The sequence below is a fragment of the Pseudoxanthomonas sp. SGT-18 genome (assembly GCF_003931645.1).
GTDB lineage: Bacteria > Pseudomonadota > Gammaproteobacteria > Xanthomonadales > Xanthomonadaceae > Pseudoxanthomonas.
The window spans coordinates 253,412-270,773 of sequence record NZ_RRYJ01000004.1 but is presented as its reverse complement, the minus strand read 5'-3'; the positions used below and the strand labels follow the sequence as shown (position 1 = coordinate 270,773).

At 69.8% G+C, this 17,362-nt stretch carries 8 protein-coding genes; all 8 read right to left on the bottom strand.

Annotated features, from left to right (window positions below; genetic code table 11):
* Window positions 1-276, bottom strand: a 276-nt coding sequence (locus EIM47_RS08085; RefSeq protein ID WP_164514567.1) for an MFS transporter, incomplete at its 3' end; no start/stop codon positions are given.
* Between the two features lie 63 nt (window positions 277-339).
* Window positions 340-2,757 carry a glycoside hydrolase family 95 protein gene (locus EIM47_RS08080; protein WP_125076619.1) on the bottom strand — a complete coding sequence of 806 codons (2,418 nt, stop codon included), beginning with the start codon at window positions 2,755-2,757 and terminating at the stop codon, window positions 340-342.
* Between the two features lie 69 nt (window positions 2,758-2,826).
* Window positions 2,827-5,673, bottom strand: coding sequence for a TIM-barrel domain-containing protein (locus EIM47_RS08075; protein WP_125076618.1), 2,847 nt, complete (start codon window positions 5,671-5,673; stop codon window positions 2,827-2,829).
* Window positions 5,674-5,736: 63 nt separating this feature from the next.
* Window positions 5,737-7,458: a DUF5597 domain-containing protein gene (locus tag EIM47_RS08070; protein ID WP_125076617.1), complete on the bottom strand. Its 1,722-nt coding sequence runs from the start codon at window positions 7,456-7,458 to the stop codon at window positions 5,737-5,739.
* A gap of 5 nt (window positions 7,459-7,463) precedes the next feature.
* Complete coding sequence (locus EIM47_RS08065; protein ID WP_125076616.1) at window positions 7,464-9,407, bottom strand: sialate O-acetylesterase; 1,944 nt, start codon at window positions 9,405-9,407, stop codon at window positions 7,464-7,466.
* A 259-nt stretch (window positions 9,408-9,666) separates the two neighbouring features.
* Window positions 9,667-12,585 carry a TonB-dependent receptor gene (locus EIM47_RS08060; protein ID WP_125076615.1) on the bottom strand — a complete coding sequence of 973 codons (2,919 nt, stop codon included), beginning with the start codon at window positions 12,583-12,585 and terminating at the stop codon, window positions 9,667-9,669.
* Window positions 12,586-12,867: 282 nt separating this feature from the next.
* Window positions 12,868-16,056 (bottom strand): TonB-dependent receptor, encoded by a 3,189-nt coding sequence (locus EIM47_RS08055; protein ID WP_125076614.1) that lies wholly within the window; start codon window positions 16,054-16,056, stop codon window positions 12,868-12,870.
* 153 nt (window positions 16,057-16,209) lie between these two features.
* Window positions 16,210-17,199: a LysR substrate-binding domain-containing protein gene (locus tag EIM47_RS08050; protein WP_125076613.1), complete on the bottom strand. Its 990-nt coding sequence runs from the start codon at window positions 17,197-17,199 to the stop codon at window positions 16,210-16,212.
* Between the last annotated feature and the right edge of the window lie 163 nt (window positions 17,200-17,362).

Below are 17,362 nucleotides of genomic sequence, written 5' to 3'. Positions count from 1 at the left end.
CGTGCGCCGGCCGTAGCGGTCGGCCAGGGTCCCGGCGAACCAGGCGCCCACCGCGCAGCCCAGCAGCATCGAGGCCACGTTGAAGCCGGTCACCGCCGCGTCGGACTTGAACGCCGCCACCAGGCCGTCGACCGTGCCGTTGATCACGCCGCTGTCGTAGCCGAACAGGAAGCCACCAATGGTGGCCACCAGGCTGATCAGGATGATGAAGAAGGTGTTCTCGTTGCCGGCTTCGGCTTGCGCCGCGCCAGGTGCCGTGTTGCCAATGCCCGCCATCCGCGGTCCCTCCAGTAAGTGCTGGGTGCCGGGCAAAGCCCGGCGTGTGGTTTGTCGCGAGGTTCAGCCCAGGCGCACCAGCCGTGCGCCCCTGGGCCCCACCTCCACCGCCTCGCCCGGCTGCAACTCCAGCTCCAACGGCTGCTCCCGGTATTCGAGCCGGAAGCGGCCGCCACGATGGGCCTGGAGCCTGGCCTTGCGCAACCGGCCCGCGTCCCATTCCAGCGCGACCTCGGCCGCGCCGCGGACGCGCAGGCCGGACACTCTACCGCGTGGCCAGGCCCGTGGCAGCGCCGGCAGCAGGAAAACCGTCCCGCCCCAGCTCTGCAGCAGCATCTCGGTGATGCCGGCGGTGCCGCCGAAGTTGCCGTCGATCTGGAATGGCGGGTGCGCGTCGAACAGGTTGGGATAGGTGCGCGCGGGACTGAGTAGCATGCCCAGCACCTTGTAGGCGCGCTCGGCGTCGCGCAGCCGCGCCCACAGATTCAGGCGCCAGCCGATGCCCCAGCCGGTGGCCTCGTCGCCGCGCAGCTCCAGCGAGCGCCGCGCCGCGGCGGCCAGCGCCGGGGTATCGCGCACGTTGATCTGGCTGGAGGGATGCAGGGCGTAAAGGTGGGAGACGTGGCGGTGGTCCGGCTCCGGTGCCTCCATGTCCCAGTCCTGCTGCCACTCCTGCAGCTGCCCCGCCTTGCCGATGCGGTGCGGTGGCAGGCGTTCGCGCAGCGTCGCCAGGCGCGCGGAAAGGTCGGCGTCCACGCCCAGCAGGCCGGCGATGGCGATGCAGCGGTCGAACAGGTCGCGCAGGATCTGCGCGTCCATCGATGGCCCGGCGCACAGCGAGGCGCCGTGCGGATGCGGATTCTCCGGCGAGATCGACGGCGCGGTGACCATGGCGCCGCTGGCCGGGTCCTCCACCAGGGTTGCGGCGAAGAACTCGGCCGCGCCGCGGAACAGCGGCCACACCTTCTCCAGGTAGCCGGGCTCGCGGCCATAGTCCCAGCGGTCCCAAAGGTGCTGCAGCAGCCAGGCGCCCCCCATCGGCCACAGGCCCCACTGCGCGCCGTCGATGGGTGCGGCCTGGCGCCACAGGTCGGTGTTGTGGTGCACCACCCAGCCTGGTGCCCCATACATGCGCCGGGCCACGTCGGCGCCGGTCCGTGCCAGCTCGGCGACCATGCGCTCCAGCGGCTCCACGCACTCCGGCAGCGCATTGGCCTCCGCCGGCCAGTAGTTCATCTGGGTGTTGATGTTGATCGTGTACTTGCTCTCCCACGGCGGAGCGAGCAGGTCGTTCCAGATGCCCTGCAGGTTCGCCGGCTGCGTGCCCGGGCGCGAACTACAGATCAGCAGGTACCGCCCGAACTGGTGGTACAGCGCCACCAGCTCCGGATCCCTGCCCTCGGCGAACCGGGCGACGCGCTCGTCGGTTGGCAGCGCGGCGACCTCCCCTGCGCTGCGCCCCAGGTCGATGGCCACGCGCCGGAACAGGCGCTGGTGCCCGGCCTCGTGCGCGGCCAGCAATGCATCCCACGGCTTGCGCGCCGCCGCATCGAGCTGCGCGCGGGTGATCGCCTCCGGGTCGCCACCAATGTCGTCGTAGCGGCGGAAGCTGGTGGCGGCCGCCAGCAACAGCACCACCTCGTCGGCCCCGTCGACCTCGATGCGCTCGCCACGCCGGCGCAACCTGCCGCCGCTGGCCAGCACCTTCAGCCGCGCAGCGAAGCGCAGGCCACCCTCGATGCCGAAGGCGTCGCCATTGCGCCCGCGCAGCAGCAGGCCGTCGCCGCCGTCATGCACCGCTTCGGCCTCGGCGTGGTCGCTGTCCAGGCCGATGCGCACCCGCACCCGACCCGGCTGGCTGGTGGCCAGGCGCACGGCCAGGCACTGGTCCGCCGCGGAAACGAAGGCCTGGCGGGTGTGCTGCAGCTTCCAGCCGGAACCGAAGGTGGTGGTGGCCAGGGCGCGGTCCAGGTCCAGCTCGCGCCGGTAGTCGTCCAGGTCGGAGATCTCGGGGAAATCCAGGCGCAGGTCGCCCAGCGGCTGGTACGGCATCTGCTTGCGCGGCCGGCCCATCATGGTCGCGTCGGCCAGGGCCTCGGCCTCGGCGTAGCGGCCGGCAAACAGCAGGCGCCGCACTTCCGGCAATGCCTGCAGCGCGCTCTCCGGCACCGGGTCATAGGGCTGGCCGGCGTAGAGCGTGTCCTCGTTGAGCTGCAGCCGCTCCGAGCGCCCCCCGCCCCACACCATTGCCCCGAGGCGGCCATTGCCCAGCGGCAGGGCCTCGACCCAGCGCGTGGCCGGCCGCGGGTACCACAGGCGCAGCGGACGCTCCGGCGCCGGCAAGCTGCCCGCATCCGCCGCCCCCGCGCCGCGCGATGCCGGGGCCGTGCCGCCGCCCGGCGCCGCCAGTGCCGCCGGCGCGGCACCGGCCGCCAGCGCGGCCGCGGTGGCCTTGATCAGTTCGCGGCGGGTCAGGCTCATCGGTTCGCTGCTCCCCTGCTGGTCCGGCGATGCTGCCGCGTGCCGGGCCGGCCGGCGCGCGGCAGCGCTTCAGCTGCGCGGACGACGCAGCGTGATCGGCTTGCCGGTGTAGTGCACGCTGGCGTCCGCCTCCGGTTCCAGCGCGCCGGCATCGGTGCGCGGGCCGTCGATCCAGCGCACCCGGATCTCGCGCGCGGCGACCATGCCCGGGTAGCCGCCCTGGCGCGCGCCAATCAGCAGCTCGCCCTTCGCCTCGTCCCAGCGCAGCGGGATGCGCGCGAACTCGCCGCGCTCGTAGCCATAGTCGCGGCCGTCGTCCTCGTACAGCGAGAAGCTGCCGTCGGCGCCGGTGTAGACCTCGATGAGCAGCGGCGCGCCGGGCTTCTCGTCCACGTACTGCTGGACCACGGTGCGCGGCACGATCGAGCCGGCGCGCACGAACAGCGGGCTGCGCTCCAGCGGCGCCGCGGCGGCGACCTGCTGCCCGCCGGCATGGCGCTGGCCGGTGTGGAAGTCGATCCAGCTGGTTCCCGCGGGCAGGTACACCTGGCGCTCGCGTGCCTTGTAGCGGGTGACCGGGGCGACCAGGAAGGCCGGGCCGAACAGGTACTGGTCGGCGATGTCGCGCACCTCCGGGTTGTGCGGGAAGTCCATGGCCAGTGCCCGGAGGATGGTGCCGTCGCGGTGCCAGGTATCCGCCGCCAGCGTGTAGATGTACGGCAGCAGGGTGTAGCGCAGCTTCAGGTAGTGCACGAAGCTGTCGTAGTGCGGCGTGCCTTCCGGCGCGAGCTCCCAGATCTCGCGGTACGGGAACTGGCCGTGCAGGCGGAACACCGGCACGAAGGCGCCGAACTGGAACCAGCGCAGGTTCTGCTCGCGCCACTCGTCCAGGTGCGCCGGGTCCTTGCGCTCGTAGCGGCGCTCGGGCGAGAACCCGCCGATGTCCATCGACACGTTGGGCGCGCCGGCCATGGATGCGTTGACCAGGCCGGAGATCTGCTCGCGCAGGTCGTCCCAGCGCGGGACGATGTCGCCGCTCCAGAAGGCGGCGGCGGCGCGCTGCTGGCCGGCGAAGAACGCGCGCGAGAGGATGAACACGCGCCTGTCGGGATCGACCTGGCGCGAACCGCGGTACACGCCCTCCGAGTGCGGCAGCGGATAGGCGTTGAAGTACTCGGTCGACGAGCCCAGGGCATTGGGCATGGTGCGCGCCTTGCGCTCGCCGACGTCGATGTTGCTGTGCAGGTCCGGCTCGGTGGCGTCCAGCCACCAGGCGTCGAAGCCCTTGCTGTTGAGCTTGGCATTGACCTGGCGCCAGAAGATGCCCTGCGCCTGCCTGGAGAAGGGGTCGTAGAACGAGTTGAGGTAGCCCTTGCCGATCCAGTCCAGTTCGCCGACCTCGACGTTGCGGCGGTACATGAAGCCGGCCGCGTCCAGCTCCTTGTAGTGCTCGGTGGTCGGGTAGAACTTCGGCCACACCGAGATCATGATCTGCGCGTGCTGGTCGTGGACGTGGCGGACCATGCCTTCCGGGTCGGGGAAGTTGGCCGGGTCGAAGTCGTGCGAACCCCAGGCGTCCTCCGGCCAGTACGACCAGTCGAGCACGATGGCGTCGATCGGCAGCCCGCGGCGGCGGTACTCGTCCAGCACGCCGGTCAGCTCGGCCTGGGTCTTGTAGCGCTCGCGGCTCTGCCAGAAGCCGTAGGCCCACTTCGGCAGGATCACCGCCTTGCCGGTCAGCCAGCGGTAGCCTGCGATCAGCTCGTCGGCGTTGCTGCCCGCGACCACGTAGTAGTCGATCATCTGCCCGGCCTCGGACCAGATCGACAGGTCGGAGGCCTCCCCGGCCGGCCGCGGGTCGCGGTGCAGCAGGGCGATGTAGGCCGGGTCGATGGTGTCCCACTCGACCCGCACCGGATAGCGGCGCCCCGGCTCCAGCTCCAGGGCGAACTCGTGGTGCCACGGGTTCCAGTTCTGGCGCCAGCGGTCGACCACCAGCTTGCCGTCCACGTACACCTTCACGTACTCGCTGTTGTACATGGAGAAGGTGTGGCGCCCACCGCTGGACGCCTCGATCGCGCCCTCCCAGGTCACCAGGGTGCGGCCGCCCTCGGCCTTGTTCTTCGCCTGCTCCGGGAACGCGGCCAGGTCCTTGATGTACTGGTAGTTGATTTCCGCCTCTCGGCGCTGCACCCGGACCTTGCCGTCGATCGAGTAGGTCGCGGTGAAGCCGCCCGGCCGGCCCTTGGCGTCGTACACCCGCAGCGACTCCTGCAGCGGGCGCAGGCCCTTCGGATCGCCGTAGCGGGTGATGGAGTTGTTGTCCCAGAGGATGCCGTAGTTGCGGGTGGAGACCAGGTAAGGGATGGCCTTGTCGATGTTGTGCTGGAGCAGCTCGACGTCGCGGCCCTTGAGGTTCATCCAGCCCTGCTGGTGCAGGCCAGTGCCGTACAGCGCCTCGTCGGCGGCGGAGACGAAGCGCTGGCGCAGGCTGTAGTAGTCGCGGCCGTCGAACTGCACGGGCCGGAACTCGCGCCCGCCAGGACGCTCGGCCAGCAGCGGCCGGCCTGCGGCGTCGAGGAAGCTGATGCTGCCGTCGGCCAGGGCCACCTCGGCGGTAATGCCCGGCGCCTTGAGCCGCACCCGGCCGGCGTCCTGCTCCAGCTCGAACGCCGGTGGCGGCGACGGCGGGGCGGCGCGCATCAGGCTGGGGCTGCGCTGGAAGTCGCCGCCCGGGTCGGCGCTGACGCGCACGATGCGGTCCGACACCAGCTGCAGCCGCACGGGCGCCGCCTCCGCCGCGGCCGGGCGCACGACCACCCCGTCGTCCCGGCGCTCGACGCTCTGCGCCAGCGCCTGCACCGGCAGCAGCGCGGCCGCCAGCGACAGGGCGGCCAGCGCGCATCCGGAGTGCATCGTCGTCCTGCGGTTCTGCCTCATCCCTCTTCCCTCCGTGCGGCGGAACTTGCCGCGGTCGAATCAGTAGCTGGCCAGCTTCACCCGCAGCAGCTGGGTGGCGCTGGAGAAATTGAGCCCGTAGTCGGTCTGGTCGCCGTTCCAGCGGCGGCGGAACTTCCATTCGCCGTCCACGTAGGTGCCCTCGTCCACGTATTCGTAGACCTGGCGCGCGGCCACGGCCGGGTCGGCCGCGACCAGCTCCACCCGCGCATGCACGCCGGTGACCAGGAATTCGTCCGGGCCCAGCTGCACGACCAGGGCCGCGCCCACCGGCTCGGGATTGCCCGGCGGCTGGCCCTGGAACCAGAACTGCGGGACGCCGTAGGTCACCACCGCGTTCCAGCGCTCGTCGATCCTCAGGGTCTGCACCGGCTGCCCGGGTTGCTCGGCGGTGCCGTGCACCCTGCCCTCGAAGCTCGCCTGGGCGATCACCTCCGCCGCCGGCCGCACCAGCCGGTAGTTGAGCGCGAACGGCTCCAGGGTCTCCGCATCCACCACCTTCGCGCCCAGCGGGTAGTTGGAATACTTCGAGAAGTCGATGCCGAACGGCGACCAGCCGATGGCCTGGCGGCCCAGCGCGGCGAAGAAGTAGCGCGCGTACTCGGGGCGGTTGCCGGTCTCGGCCACGAACAGCGGGTTGTCCGGGCGCGCGTAGCGGTCCAGCACCGTGGTGTAGTGCAGGTACTCGGGCATGTAGATGTCCGGCGCCAGCAGGTCGATGTGCGGCGCGGCGGCCTTGTAAACGTCCAGCACGTTGTCGGTGGGGCCGCCGCTGGCGTACTGGCCCGGCTGGCCGGGGTTGAACGGCCCGCGCAGCGCGGCGTTGATGTACATCGGTAGCGGGTACTCAGCCTTGCCCGCCTCGGCCACCTGGTCGATGAAGCGGGCGATGTGCCACGCATGGAAGAACTCGTCGGCATCGGCGCCGAACACCTCGCGCCACGTGCCCGGCGGCCTGCCCAGCCTCTCCAGCAGCGCCGACGGCACTGGCGCCTCGAACGCCTGCTGCGCCAGCGGCGAGAAGTCGCGCACGCCGCCGTAGGTGCCCGGCTCGTTCTGCGGCTGGACCATGATCACCGTGCGCTGCGGATCGTTGGCCTTCAGGTGGCGCATCAGCTGCACGAAGGCCTTGCGGTCGGCCTCCAGGGTTTCCCGGCCGTGCGGCGACAGCGAGTCGAGCGTGCGTCCGTCGGCGGTGACCACGCGCGGGAAACGCCCGTTGTCCAGCTTCACCCACGCCGGGGCGTAGTGCGGCGCGTTGTTCTTCCAGGTGGCGAACCACAGCAGGACCAGGCGCACGTCGTGTTCGCGCGCCTGCGCCAGCAGGGTGTCGACCCAGGAGAAGTCGAAGCGCCCCTCCTCCGGCTCGACCTGCTCCCAGGCCACCGGCACCATCACCGTGTTCGGCTTCACCAGTTCGATCGCAGGCCACACGTCCTCCAGCGCCTGTGGCCAGTTGCTGGAGTTGTTCACCTGCGCGCCGAGGACCAGGAACGGCTTGCCGTCCACCAGCAGGGCGTGGCGGCCGTCGCGGGTCACGATCCGCGGGATCGGCGCTTCGGCAGCCTGTCCGCGCGCGACCGGCCGCTCGCCGTCGGCGCCCGCACCGTCCGCGGCATCCCCTGCCCCACGGTTGCCACAGGCGGCCAGCAGCATGGCCAGCGCCACGCCCAGCAGCGGCAGCACCAGGCCAGCCGCGCGGGCGCGCACCGGGTCCCGCCTGTCCGGTCCGCGGCGCCGCATCGTCCTCACCACTCCGCGGTACGGAACGGCGAAGCCGGCAGGCCGTCGCGACCGACCAGGCTGGCCTCCTGCGGATCGTCGCTCCAGCCGTAGCGCGCGCTCACCGGGCGGGACACCGCGCTGGCGCGGAGCACCACGGTATCGCCCTCGATCCGCGCCTGCGCCGGATGGAAGCGGCCGTCGGCGCCGGCCAGTTCGAATCCCCCTAGCGCGCCGCCGCGCGCGGCCAGGGCGCCGTCGGCATGGTCGAAATGCAGCACCAGCTCGCGCCCGCGCACCTCGGCGCTGCGGTACACCGGCCCGGTCCAGGCGATGTCCCGGTCGCCGTACACCTTGTGCAGGGCGATCCGTGCCAGGCGCTGGCCGACGGTGCGCTTGTCGCGCGGGTGGATGTCGTGGGTGTCGCCGACATCGGTGATTACCGCCTGCCCGGTGGCCGGCAGCGCCAGGGTCGCCGACTGCGATTCGCGCAGCGTGGCCCAGGGGCTTTCAAGCACCCGCCCCCGCGCGTCGAGCCGGTCGCCGCCGGAGTGGAACGGCGCCAGCTGCACCCACAGGAACGGCAGCTGCGGCGTGCGGAAGCCTGCGCGCCAGCCCTCGATCAGGCCGCGGAACTGGTCGCGGTAGCGGTAGGCACCCTCCGGGCTGGCATTGGTCTCGCCCTGGTACCAGATCACCCCGGCCAGCGCGTAGGGCTGCAGCGGATGCAGCATGGCGTTGTACAGCACGGTATCGACCTGGTTCTTGTCGTCGAGCATCGACACGCTCACCTGCGCGGTGCGGAACAGCCACGGCCCGCCCAGCGCGCGCGGCGCGCCACCCTGCGGCTGCACGAAGATCTCCGCCGGCGCACCCATGATGCCGCCGCCACCACCGTCGTCCTGCACCCGCACCGCCAGCGTGTTGCGGCCGGCACGCAACACTCCCGCCGGGACCTGGTAGACACGCGGCTTGTTGTAGGCATTGGCCGTGCTGCCGACCAGGTGGCCGTTGACCCAGGTGGTGTCGGTGTCGTCGATCTGGCCCACGCCCAGGACGATGCCGGCGGCCGCCTCGGCCTCGCTGAGCTCGAACGTGGTGCGGTACCAGGCCACGCCGTTCATGCCGTCGTAGCCCTGCGTTTCCCACGCCGCAGGCACCTGGATCGGCTGCCAGTCGCGGGTGTCGAGCGCGTCGGCGGCGAAGGCCTCCGAAGCCGGGTCGACCGGCTCCCACGTGGCCACGCGCTGGCGCACCGCTTCTTCCGCACGGGCCTCGGCGGCGCGGCGTTCGCGCAGCTTCGCTTCCAGCCCGGCGGTATCCAGGCCCAGCATGCCGGCGCTCATCCAGGCCTCGATCGAACTGCCACCCCAGGTACTGTCGATGATGCCGACCGGCACCTGCACGGTGCGGCGCAGTTCGCGGGCAAAGGCATAGCCGACCGCGGAGAACGCGCCCACCGTCTCCGGAGCGGCCGCCTGCCACTGCCCGCCCTCCAGCTGGCCACGCGGCGTTTCCGCCCAGGACCGCGGCACCTTGAAGTGGCGCAGCTGCGGATCGCCGGCGCCGGCGATGTCTTCCCCGCCATGCAGGGCCTGCGCCACCGGCCACTCCATGTTCGACTGCCCCGAGGCCAGCCACACCTCGCCCAGCAGCACGTCGGCGATCCTGCGGCGCTCGCCACAGGCCTCGACCGCCAGCACGTACGGGCCGCCGGCGGCATGCGCCGGCAGGGTCGCCTCCCAGCGCCCGTCGGCGCCGGCGGTGGCACTGGCGCGCTGGCCATCAAGCTCGACCCGCACCTCGCAGCCCGGGCGCGCCTGGCCCCAGACCGGCAGCGGGCGGTCGCGCTGCAGCACCACGCCGTCGGAGAAGATCAGGGGCAGTTCCAGGGCGCCGCCCTGCGCCGCGAACGCGGCCGGCGACAGGGCGATCCAGGCCAGGATGGCAGGCACGATCCGTGGTGTCATTGCTGCAGTTTCTCCGTCAGTTCGCCTCGCGCCTGCCGCTCGCCCGGCAGGCGCAGCCATGGGTTCGCGCTCCGCCGCAAGGCGGGCGCACGTGGTCCCGGGCGGGTCGCAGGTCCGCTCCCCGCCGGGTCCTCGTGGGCCGAACGATACCGTTCCTTCCCCTCACCCGCGCCTCTTTGCCGCCAGGATCATGTGCTGCACTGCGCAAGATCCACGCCGCGCGACGTGGCCCGGTGCAGGCACGGGCACGACGCGGGCATCAGAAGTTGACCCGCAGGGTGGCCGCGTAGCGGCGGTCGTTGACGTACCAGGACGTCACCCGGTCCCCGGCGCCGTTCTGTTTCATGATGGTCCGCTGCTCGGCGTTGTTGAGGTTGTTCATCTCCAGGCCCAGCTGCACGTGGTCGTTGATGCGGTAGAAGACCGAGCCGTCGAGCTGGCCGAAGTCGTCGCTGAAAACCGGCAGCTTCCACGGGATGCCGCCGTCCTCGCCGTTGTAGCCGTTGGGCCCGATCGACAGCAGGTACTCGCTGCGCCAGTTGTAGGCGAAGCGCACCTGCCACGGGCCGCGCTCGTAGAACACGGCGACGTTGTAGGAGTTCTTCGACAGGCCGTCGGCCGGCAGGTCGGCGAAGCCGGTGCCATCGGTATCCACCGGCTGGGTATCCGAATCCACCGGCACCTTCGTCGAGCTCTTGATGTACGTGTAGTTGGCGGACATGCCCAGGCCACCGAGCGGACCGGGCAGGAAGTCGAAGAACTGGTTCCAGCCCAGTTCGGCGCCCTGGATGCGTGCGGTGCCCACGTTGACCGGACGGGTGACCAGGTACTCGTACTGGTTGCCGTCGCGCCCGGGATAGGACTCCAGCCGGGTCTGGCGCCGGAAGTAGTCCTTGACGTCCTTGTGGAACAGGTTGATCCAGGCCATGCCGCCGCGGTCCGGATCGAAGTACCACTCGGCCGACAGGTCGAACTGGTTGGCCCGCATCGGGTCCAGGTACGGGTTGTCGTAGGAACTGCCGGACAGCTCGAGGTCGCCGATCGGCAGGGTGCCCTGCTCCGGCTCGGTCACGCCATCGCGGGTGCCCACGGTCAGCACCTGGTAAGCCTGCATGTCGCCGAAGTCCGGGCGGGCGATCGCCCTGGACGCGGCGAAGCGCAAGATCAGGTTGTCCACCGGCTCCCAGCGCAGGTTGAGGCTAGGCAGCACGTCGGTATAGGCGTTGCGCGCGGCGATCGGCTCGACCTCGCCCGCGCCCAGGTACGGCGCATACGGCACGTCGGGATAGACCAGGAAACCATCGGCGGTGTTCTCGGTGCGCACCACGCGCACGCCGACGTTGCCGTCCAGCAGCGCGCCGTCCAGGCCGAACTCCAGCATGAAATACGCCGCGTAGGTGTCTTCCCGCTGGCGATTGGTGTACTCGCCGCCGGCCTCGCGCTCCTCGAAGCCACCGTAGCAGCAGCTGTAGTACGGGGTCGCCGCGTCGTGGATGTCCTTGTAGCTCGCCGGGTAGCCCAGGGCCGTGCCCAACACCGGGGCATGGAATGCACCCGGGGTGTTGGCGCCGCCGCGGTAGAAGTTCCGGAAGGTGTTGAGGTTGACCAGGCTGGAATTGATCTTGTCGTTGAGGTCCAGGCCCGGCATCTGGTCGGACGGCAGCGCCCACCAGCTCATCCAGGTCTGGAACACCGGCTGCCAGTTGTAGCCGGTGTCGATGTTGGTGGCCTTGCGCTGGGTGGTGCGCACGCCGGTGCGGAAGCCCTTGAGGAAGCCCGCGCCGGCGAAGGCGTGGTCGAGGTCGGCGCGCCACGCCACCTCCTCGGCCACGTTGTCCACCAGGTTCTCCATGGTGAAGCCCCAGTAGTAGTTCGCGGGATCCGCGGTGAAGGACCCGTCGATCCCGATCCGGGGAACGCCGCCGAGGCCCACGTCGATCCAGGGAACATCGACCCCGAGGGACACGGTGGAATCCAGCGCGCGCGTATCGGCCTTGATGTACTGGAAGTCGGTCGAGAAACGGGTCAGGTCGCCGAGCTGCCACTTGAGGCCCAGCGACAGGTCGGTGGTCTTGGACTCGCGGTGCGAGGCGCGGATGTCGGTGCCCATCGGCACGCCGCCGGCCTGGGTCAGGCGGCCGGAGCGGAAGACGTTGCCGTCCAGGGCGTACGGCTGGCTGGCATCGAGCGCGACCTGCAGCGGATCGTTGGAGACGAAGATCGCGTCCTCGTACCAGAGCTCGTCGTACTTGCTCTGGAACGCGGTGCCGGTGACCTCGATGCCGGCGTCCGGGCGCCATTGCAGGGCCACGTAGGCGCCGTCGCGCTGGCGCTCGTATTCCAGGGTGCGCCAGTCCGCCCCGCGCGGCAGCCACAGCAGCTCGTTGCCGCCGTCGCCGTCCAGGTCGGTGTTGGCATTGGCGAAGAACGGGCGCACGAACAGGCCGTCGGTGCGGGTCGCCAGCTCCGAGCGCGCCACGTCCACCAGCAGGCCGAACTCGCCCGCCGAGGTCTGCCAGCGGTTGCTGTACAGCAGCGAGCCGGAGGGCTTGTACTCCTCGACGAAGTCGCCGTAGTTCACGCTCAGCGACGCGCTGACCTTGCGGCCGTCCTGGTCGAACGGCAGGCGGGTGCGCAGGTCGACCGTGCCTCCCAGGCCACCCTCGATCATCGCCGCGGTCTGGTTCTTGTAAACGTCCACCCCGCCCATCAGCTCGGAGGGCACGTCCTGGAAGCTGAGGTTGCGCCCGCCGGAGGCGGAGAAGCTGTCGCGGCCGTTGAGCTCCGAGCGCACCTGGGTCAGGCCGCGCACCGCCACCCCGCCGCCCTCGGCGGAGAAATGCTCCGGGTCGCCCACCGAGAGGAAGTGGTCGATGGTCACGCCGGGAATGCGCGACAGGGTCTCGGTGACGCTGCGGTCCGGCAGCGCGCCGATGTCCAGCGCGGTGACCGAATCGACGAAGGTGTCGGCGTCGCGCTTGATGTCCTGGGCCCGGTAGACCGAGCCGCGGATGCCGGTGACCCGGACCGCGTCCAGTTCCACCGCCTCCTCCCGCGCCTGCTGCGCGGACACGGGGCCGGACAGCGACAGTGCCACGCCAAGGGCCAGCAGGCTGCGGGCGGACGCGGCGCGGGCGGGCGACCGCGACCGCCGGTTGCGCGAAGAATGCTTGGACATTGCGTTCCCTCCCAGGACACGTGTGGTCAAGCATGGACGGTGGCGCCGTCCGTTCGGGTTGTCTGCGCAAGGCCGGCGTGGGGATATCGGCCTGCGGGTCCGGGAGCTGCGTGCGCGTCGGGGACCCGCGTCGCCCGAGCATAGGTTCGGGCAGGCATGCCCCACCAATGAAATTATCCCCGTGCAGGTATTCCCCGCCGGAATGGACAAGAAAAAGGCCCGCGGGTTTCCCCGCGGGCCTTGGGCTGGCTGCTTCCGCCGCGTGCGCGGCGGTCGCTCCGGTTACCAGCTGGCGCGCAGCACCAGCGAGTAGCGGCGGTCGTTCTCGAACCAGGCGCGGTTGTACAGCGTCTCGTCGATGAAGCCGTCACGACGGTAGCCACGCGGACCCATCAGCAGCTTGGTGGTGCTGTTGGTGAGGTTGTTGGCCTGCAGGCCCAGCTGGATGTTCGAGTTCAGGTTGAAGAAGATCGAACCGTCCAGCTGGCCGTAGTCGTCGTTCCACACCGGCTGGCGCATCGCCGGCATCACGTCGCTGGAGGTCAGCAGGTAACGCGAACGCCAGTTGTACGCCAGGCGCATCGAGATCGGGCCACGCTCGAAGATGCCCATCACGTTGTAGCTGCGGCGCGACAGGCCTTCCAGCGGCAGGTCGAGCGGCACTTCGATCTGCTGGCCACCTTCCGGGATGCTCGTATTGACGTTGGTGCCGCCCTTGCTGTCCACAAAGGTGTAGTTGGCCTGGATGCCGAAGCCCGGCAGGAAGTCGAAGAACTGCGAGTAGCCGACTTCGAAGCCGCGGATCTTACCCTCGTCCAGGTTGTAGGTCCGGCTCATCTGATAGGTGCGTCCGTCGAAGACCTCCGGGCTCACCATGGTGGCGAAGTAATCCTTCACGTCCTTGGTGAACAGCGTGATGTAGGCGCTGTTGGCAGGACCGAAGTACCACTCCAGTGCGGTGTCGAACTGGTTGGCACGCATCGGCTTGAGGTTGGGATTGCCGCCACCGCCGGTGTAGCTCAGGTCATCGAAACTGCACAGGTCGGCTGGGTCACGCAATCCGTCCTCGATCTGCCTGGCACACCCAGCAGGATTAGCACCGAGATTGACCCAATGCTGCATCAGCCGGAATTCCGGTCGGGCAATGGCCTTCGACGCCGCAAAGCGCCACTGCAGGCCGTGGTCGAAGCGCACGCGCAGATTGAAGCTGGGCAGTACGTCGGTATAGGTGCTACTGACAGGCGCGCTTTCGAAGGCCTGGCCATAGAACGCCTCGCGTACAGCCGGGTCAACCCGCCCTTCGTACCCGGTGCTCATGTTGGGCATCGTGCCGCCGCCCACGCTGTAGACGCTGGTCTTCACTACGCGCACGCCGAGGTTGCCGTCTACCGGGACCCCAAAGCGGTCGTAGTTTTCGAAGTACAGCATGCCGTAAGCCGCCTGGGTGCGCTCCTCCTGGCTGTTGATCGCGCTCGGGGAGAACGTGATCGGACGCCACTGCGCGCCCGGGTAATCCGTGTCGTTCTCCCTGGGCTTGCCAGGGATCGTGGCCAGGGTGTCACGCACCTTGTTGATGTCCACGAACGCGTCATTGGCCGCCCAGAACTGGGTCGGGAGATTCACCTTGCCGCGGAAGAAGTCCTTCAGCGTGTACAGCTGGGCCTGGTCGCCGTAGTACTGGTCCAGCCACGCAACCGGCGGACGGTTCGGATCGGGGTTGGCGATCTTGTTCCAGTCATCACTGATCACTTGCCAGTTGTAGATCGTGGACTGGCTGATGTAGTTGCGATCAGCCACGCGCACGCCGAAGCGGGCCATGCGCCACCAGTCGCTGTCGAAGCTGTACTCGAAGTCCAGGCGACCGGCGCGCTCGCGACCCTCGTTGTCGGCCAGGTGGTCCATGGCCGAGCGCCAGAAGTAATTCTCCTGCTGCAGCGGGAAGCTCGGGTCGTCCAGGGTAATGGACGGATACTTGCCCGTCAGGTCCAGGGTGATGCCTTCCAGCAGGGTGGAGGTATGGACCGCGAAGTCCACCTGATCGCTCTCGGCCTTCACGTACTGGAAGTCGGCACGCATGACCAGCTTGTCGGTCATGTAGTGGCGCAGGCTGGTCGACCAATCGGTCGTCTGCGAGGACTGCACGTTGTAGCGGTTACCGGCCACGAACTGGATGCCGGGGCCCTGGTACACGCCATTGGACGTGTCGCCAGGCTGGCCGCGCCAACCGCCGAGGCGGATCGCACCCTTGAGGAAGCGGCCACGCGAATCGTAGGTGAATTGCGTGCCCGGCATGGGGATCAGCTTGTTGGTACGGTCCGCCAATCCATTGCCGGTGTCGTAGGCGTTGTCGTAGTAGTCCGGATCGCCGGTCCAGTTGGAGGTGTCGTTGGCCTCGCCGGCGCCGGCGTACTCCATGTAGTGCTCGCGCCAGGCCATGTCGTACTTGGACGTGATGACCTGGGTGGTGATCTCGGTGTCGTCGCTGGGACGCCACTGGAACACGAGCGCGCCGCCCTGGCGCTTGCGGTCGAAGTCGGTGCGGCGCCAGTTCACGCCGCCCGGCACGAACACGTGGTCGAGGTCAGTGCCTTCCAGCAGCAGGTCGCGCTGGCTGTCGGACGGCACCCAGGCCTCCTGCTCCCAGTCGTATACCCAGCCCAGGCCTTCCGGCTGCTCGGCCGGGGTGCGGCCGCGGCGGGAATACGGCTGGATCTGGATGCCGTCGGACTGGGTGGCCAGCTCGGAGTACGAGAGGTTGGCCAGGAAGCCCACCTCGCCGATGCCGGTCTGCCAGCGGTCGGAGAACAGGAACGAGGCCGACGGACGCGCGTCCTTGGCCTTGTCGCCGTAGTTGTAGTCCACGCTGCCGGCGATCTTGCGGCCCGGCTCGTCGAACGGCTTGCGGGTGCGCAGGTTGACCGTGCCGCCCAGGCCGCCCTCGATGATCTCGGCCGAGGGGTTCTTGTAGACGTCGACGCCGGCCATCAGCTCCGCCGGGATCTCCTCGAAGCTCAGGCCGCGGCCACCGTTGGCGCTGAACACGTCGCGGCCGTTGAGCTCGCCGCGCACGAAAGTCAGGCCGCGGATCATCACGCCGCTGCCCTCGGCCGAGAAGTGGTCGGTATCGTCACGCGCCGCGAAGCCGGTGACGGTGACGCCGGAGACGCGCTTCAGGGTCTCGGTCACGCTGCGGTCCGGCAGGGCGCCGATGTCCTGCGCGGTGACCGAGTCGATGATCTGCTCGGCATCCTGCTTCAGGTCCTGCGCCCGCATCAGGCTGCCGCGCAGGCCGGTGACCTGCACCGTCTCCAGCTCGACTGCCGGATTGGAGCCCGCGTTGGCGTTGCTGTCCTGCGCGTTGGCGCCGGCGCCCGCCAGGACGATGGCCACGCCCAGGGCCAGGGCGCAGGGCTGCGGATACAGGCGCGACTTGGCGCCGCGGCCCGCAGCGCGCTTCATGTGGTTCGACATCCAGTTCCCCTCCCAGAGACTAAGGATTTCTTTCGGTTTTCAGGGACTTGCAATAACGTCCCCCGCGGTCCGGCGGGAGTACGTGAAGCCGACGTTAACGGTACCACGTGACGCCGGTCAAGCATCGTATGGAACGCCGTTGCAGTTGTGACTTCAGGCTCCCCTTGCGGGCAATCCAAGCCTGTTGCGGGCCCCGGGGTAGACCGCGGCCGCCGCCGTGCGCAGGGCCTCGAGCACGCGTTGCGCGGCCGGCGACAGCAGGTGGCCGCGGCGGCGGATGATCCCGAACGACTCCATCCCCACCCCCAGGTCCAGCGGCAGCACCGCCAGCTGGCGCGCGGTCAGGTACGGGGCCACCGCCTCCACCGGCAGGGCGGTGAGCAGGTCGCTGGCCCTCAGCAGGTTCACCGTCACCGGCAGGGACGAGGTCTCCACCACGTTGCCCGGGGTCGCCAGGCCGTGCTCCAGGAACATGGTCTCCAGCCGCGTGCGCAGCACCGAGTCCGGCGGCGGCAGGATCCAGCCATAGGGCGCAAGGTCCGCATGCGTGAGCCGGGTGCGCCCCGCCAGCGGATGCTCGGCCCGCACGATCACCGAATGCGGCTCGTCGGCCAACGGTTCGAATTCCAGGTCGGCGCCCCCGGCCGGCTCCATGATCCGCCCGACCACCAGGTCCAGCTGGCCGTCCAGCAGGCGCGCCAGCAGCGGCCGGCTGTAGTCCATCTCGATCCGCACCAGGATGTCCGGGTGCTCGCGCTTGATCGCGGCCACCGCCGCCGGCACCAGGTTGGTCCCGGGGTTGACCACGGTGCCGATCGAAGCGCTGCCCATGCGTCCGTCGCGCAGCGCGGCAATCTCCTCCTGGGCGCGGCCGATCTCCAGCAACGCGCTGCGCGCGCGCCGGATCAGCACCTGGCCATACCAGGTCGGCTGCACGCCGCGGGCGTGGCGCTCGAACAGCGGCACGCCCAGCAGGCCCTCGATCTCGGCCAGCAGCTTGGACGCGGCAGGCTGGGTCATGCGTGCCGCCTCCGCCGCGCGCAGCACCGACCCCTGCTCCTCCAGGTGCAGCAGCAACATCAGGTGGCGGGTCTTCAACCGGGCGGGATTGGCCCAATGCGAGGCCGAGGGCGTGCGGTTCATTGGACGATCCTATATGTCCCGGGAATAGTTCGGATCGGAAATTTCATTTCCAAACATATCCCAGAAAAGCGAGCCTTACGCATGCGGCGCGCATGTTCCGGCCCCTCCCCCGCAATGCGCCGCCGCCCAATGGAGGACACTTTGCACCCCATAGCGCCGGCGC

Bases quoted from the DNA above. Each gene is read 5' to 3' on its own strand.
- EIM47_RS08080 (WP_125076619.1), bottom strand. From the start codon at position 2,757: ATGAGCCTGACCCGCCGCGAACTGATCAAGGCCACCGCGGCCGCGCTG.
- EIM47_RS08075 (WP_125076618.1), bottom strand. From the start codon at position 5,673: ATGCACTCCGGATGCGCGCTGGCCGCCCTGTCGCTGGCGGCCGCGCTG.
- EIM47_RS08070 (WP_125076617.1), bottom strand. From the start codon at position 7,458: ATGCGGCGCCGCGGACCGGACAGGCGGGACCCGGTGCGCGCCCGCGCG.
- EIM47_RS08065 (WP_125076616.1), bottom strand. From the start codon at position 9,407: ATGACACCACGGATCGTGCCTGCCATCCTGGCCTGGATCGCCCTGTCG.
- EIM47_RS08060 (WP_125076615.1), bottom strand. From the start codon at position 12,585: ATGTCCAAGCATTCTTCGCGCAACCGGCGGTCGCGGTCGCCCGCCCGC.
- EIM47_RS08055 (WP_125076614.1), bottom strand. From the start codon at position 16,056: ATGTCGAACCACATGAAGCGCGCTGCGGGCCGCGGCGCCAAGTCGCGC.
- EIM47_RS08050 (WP_125076613.1), bottom strand. From the start codon at position 17,199: ATGAACCGCACGCCCTCGGCCTCGCATTGGGCCAATCCCGCCCGGTTG.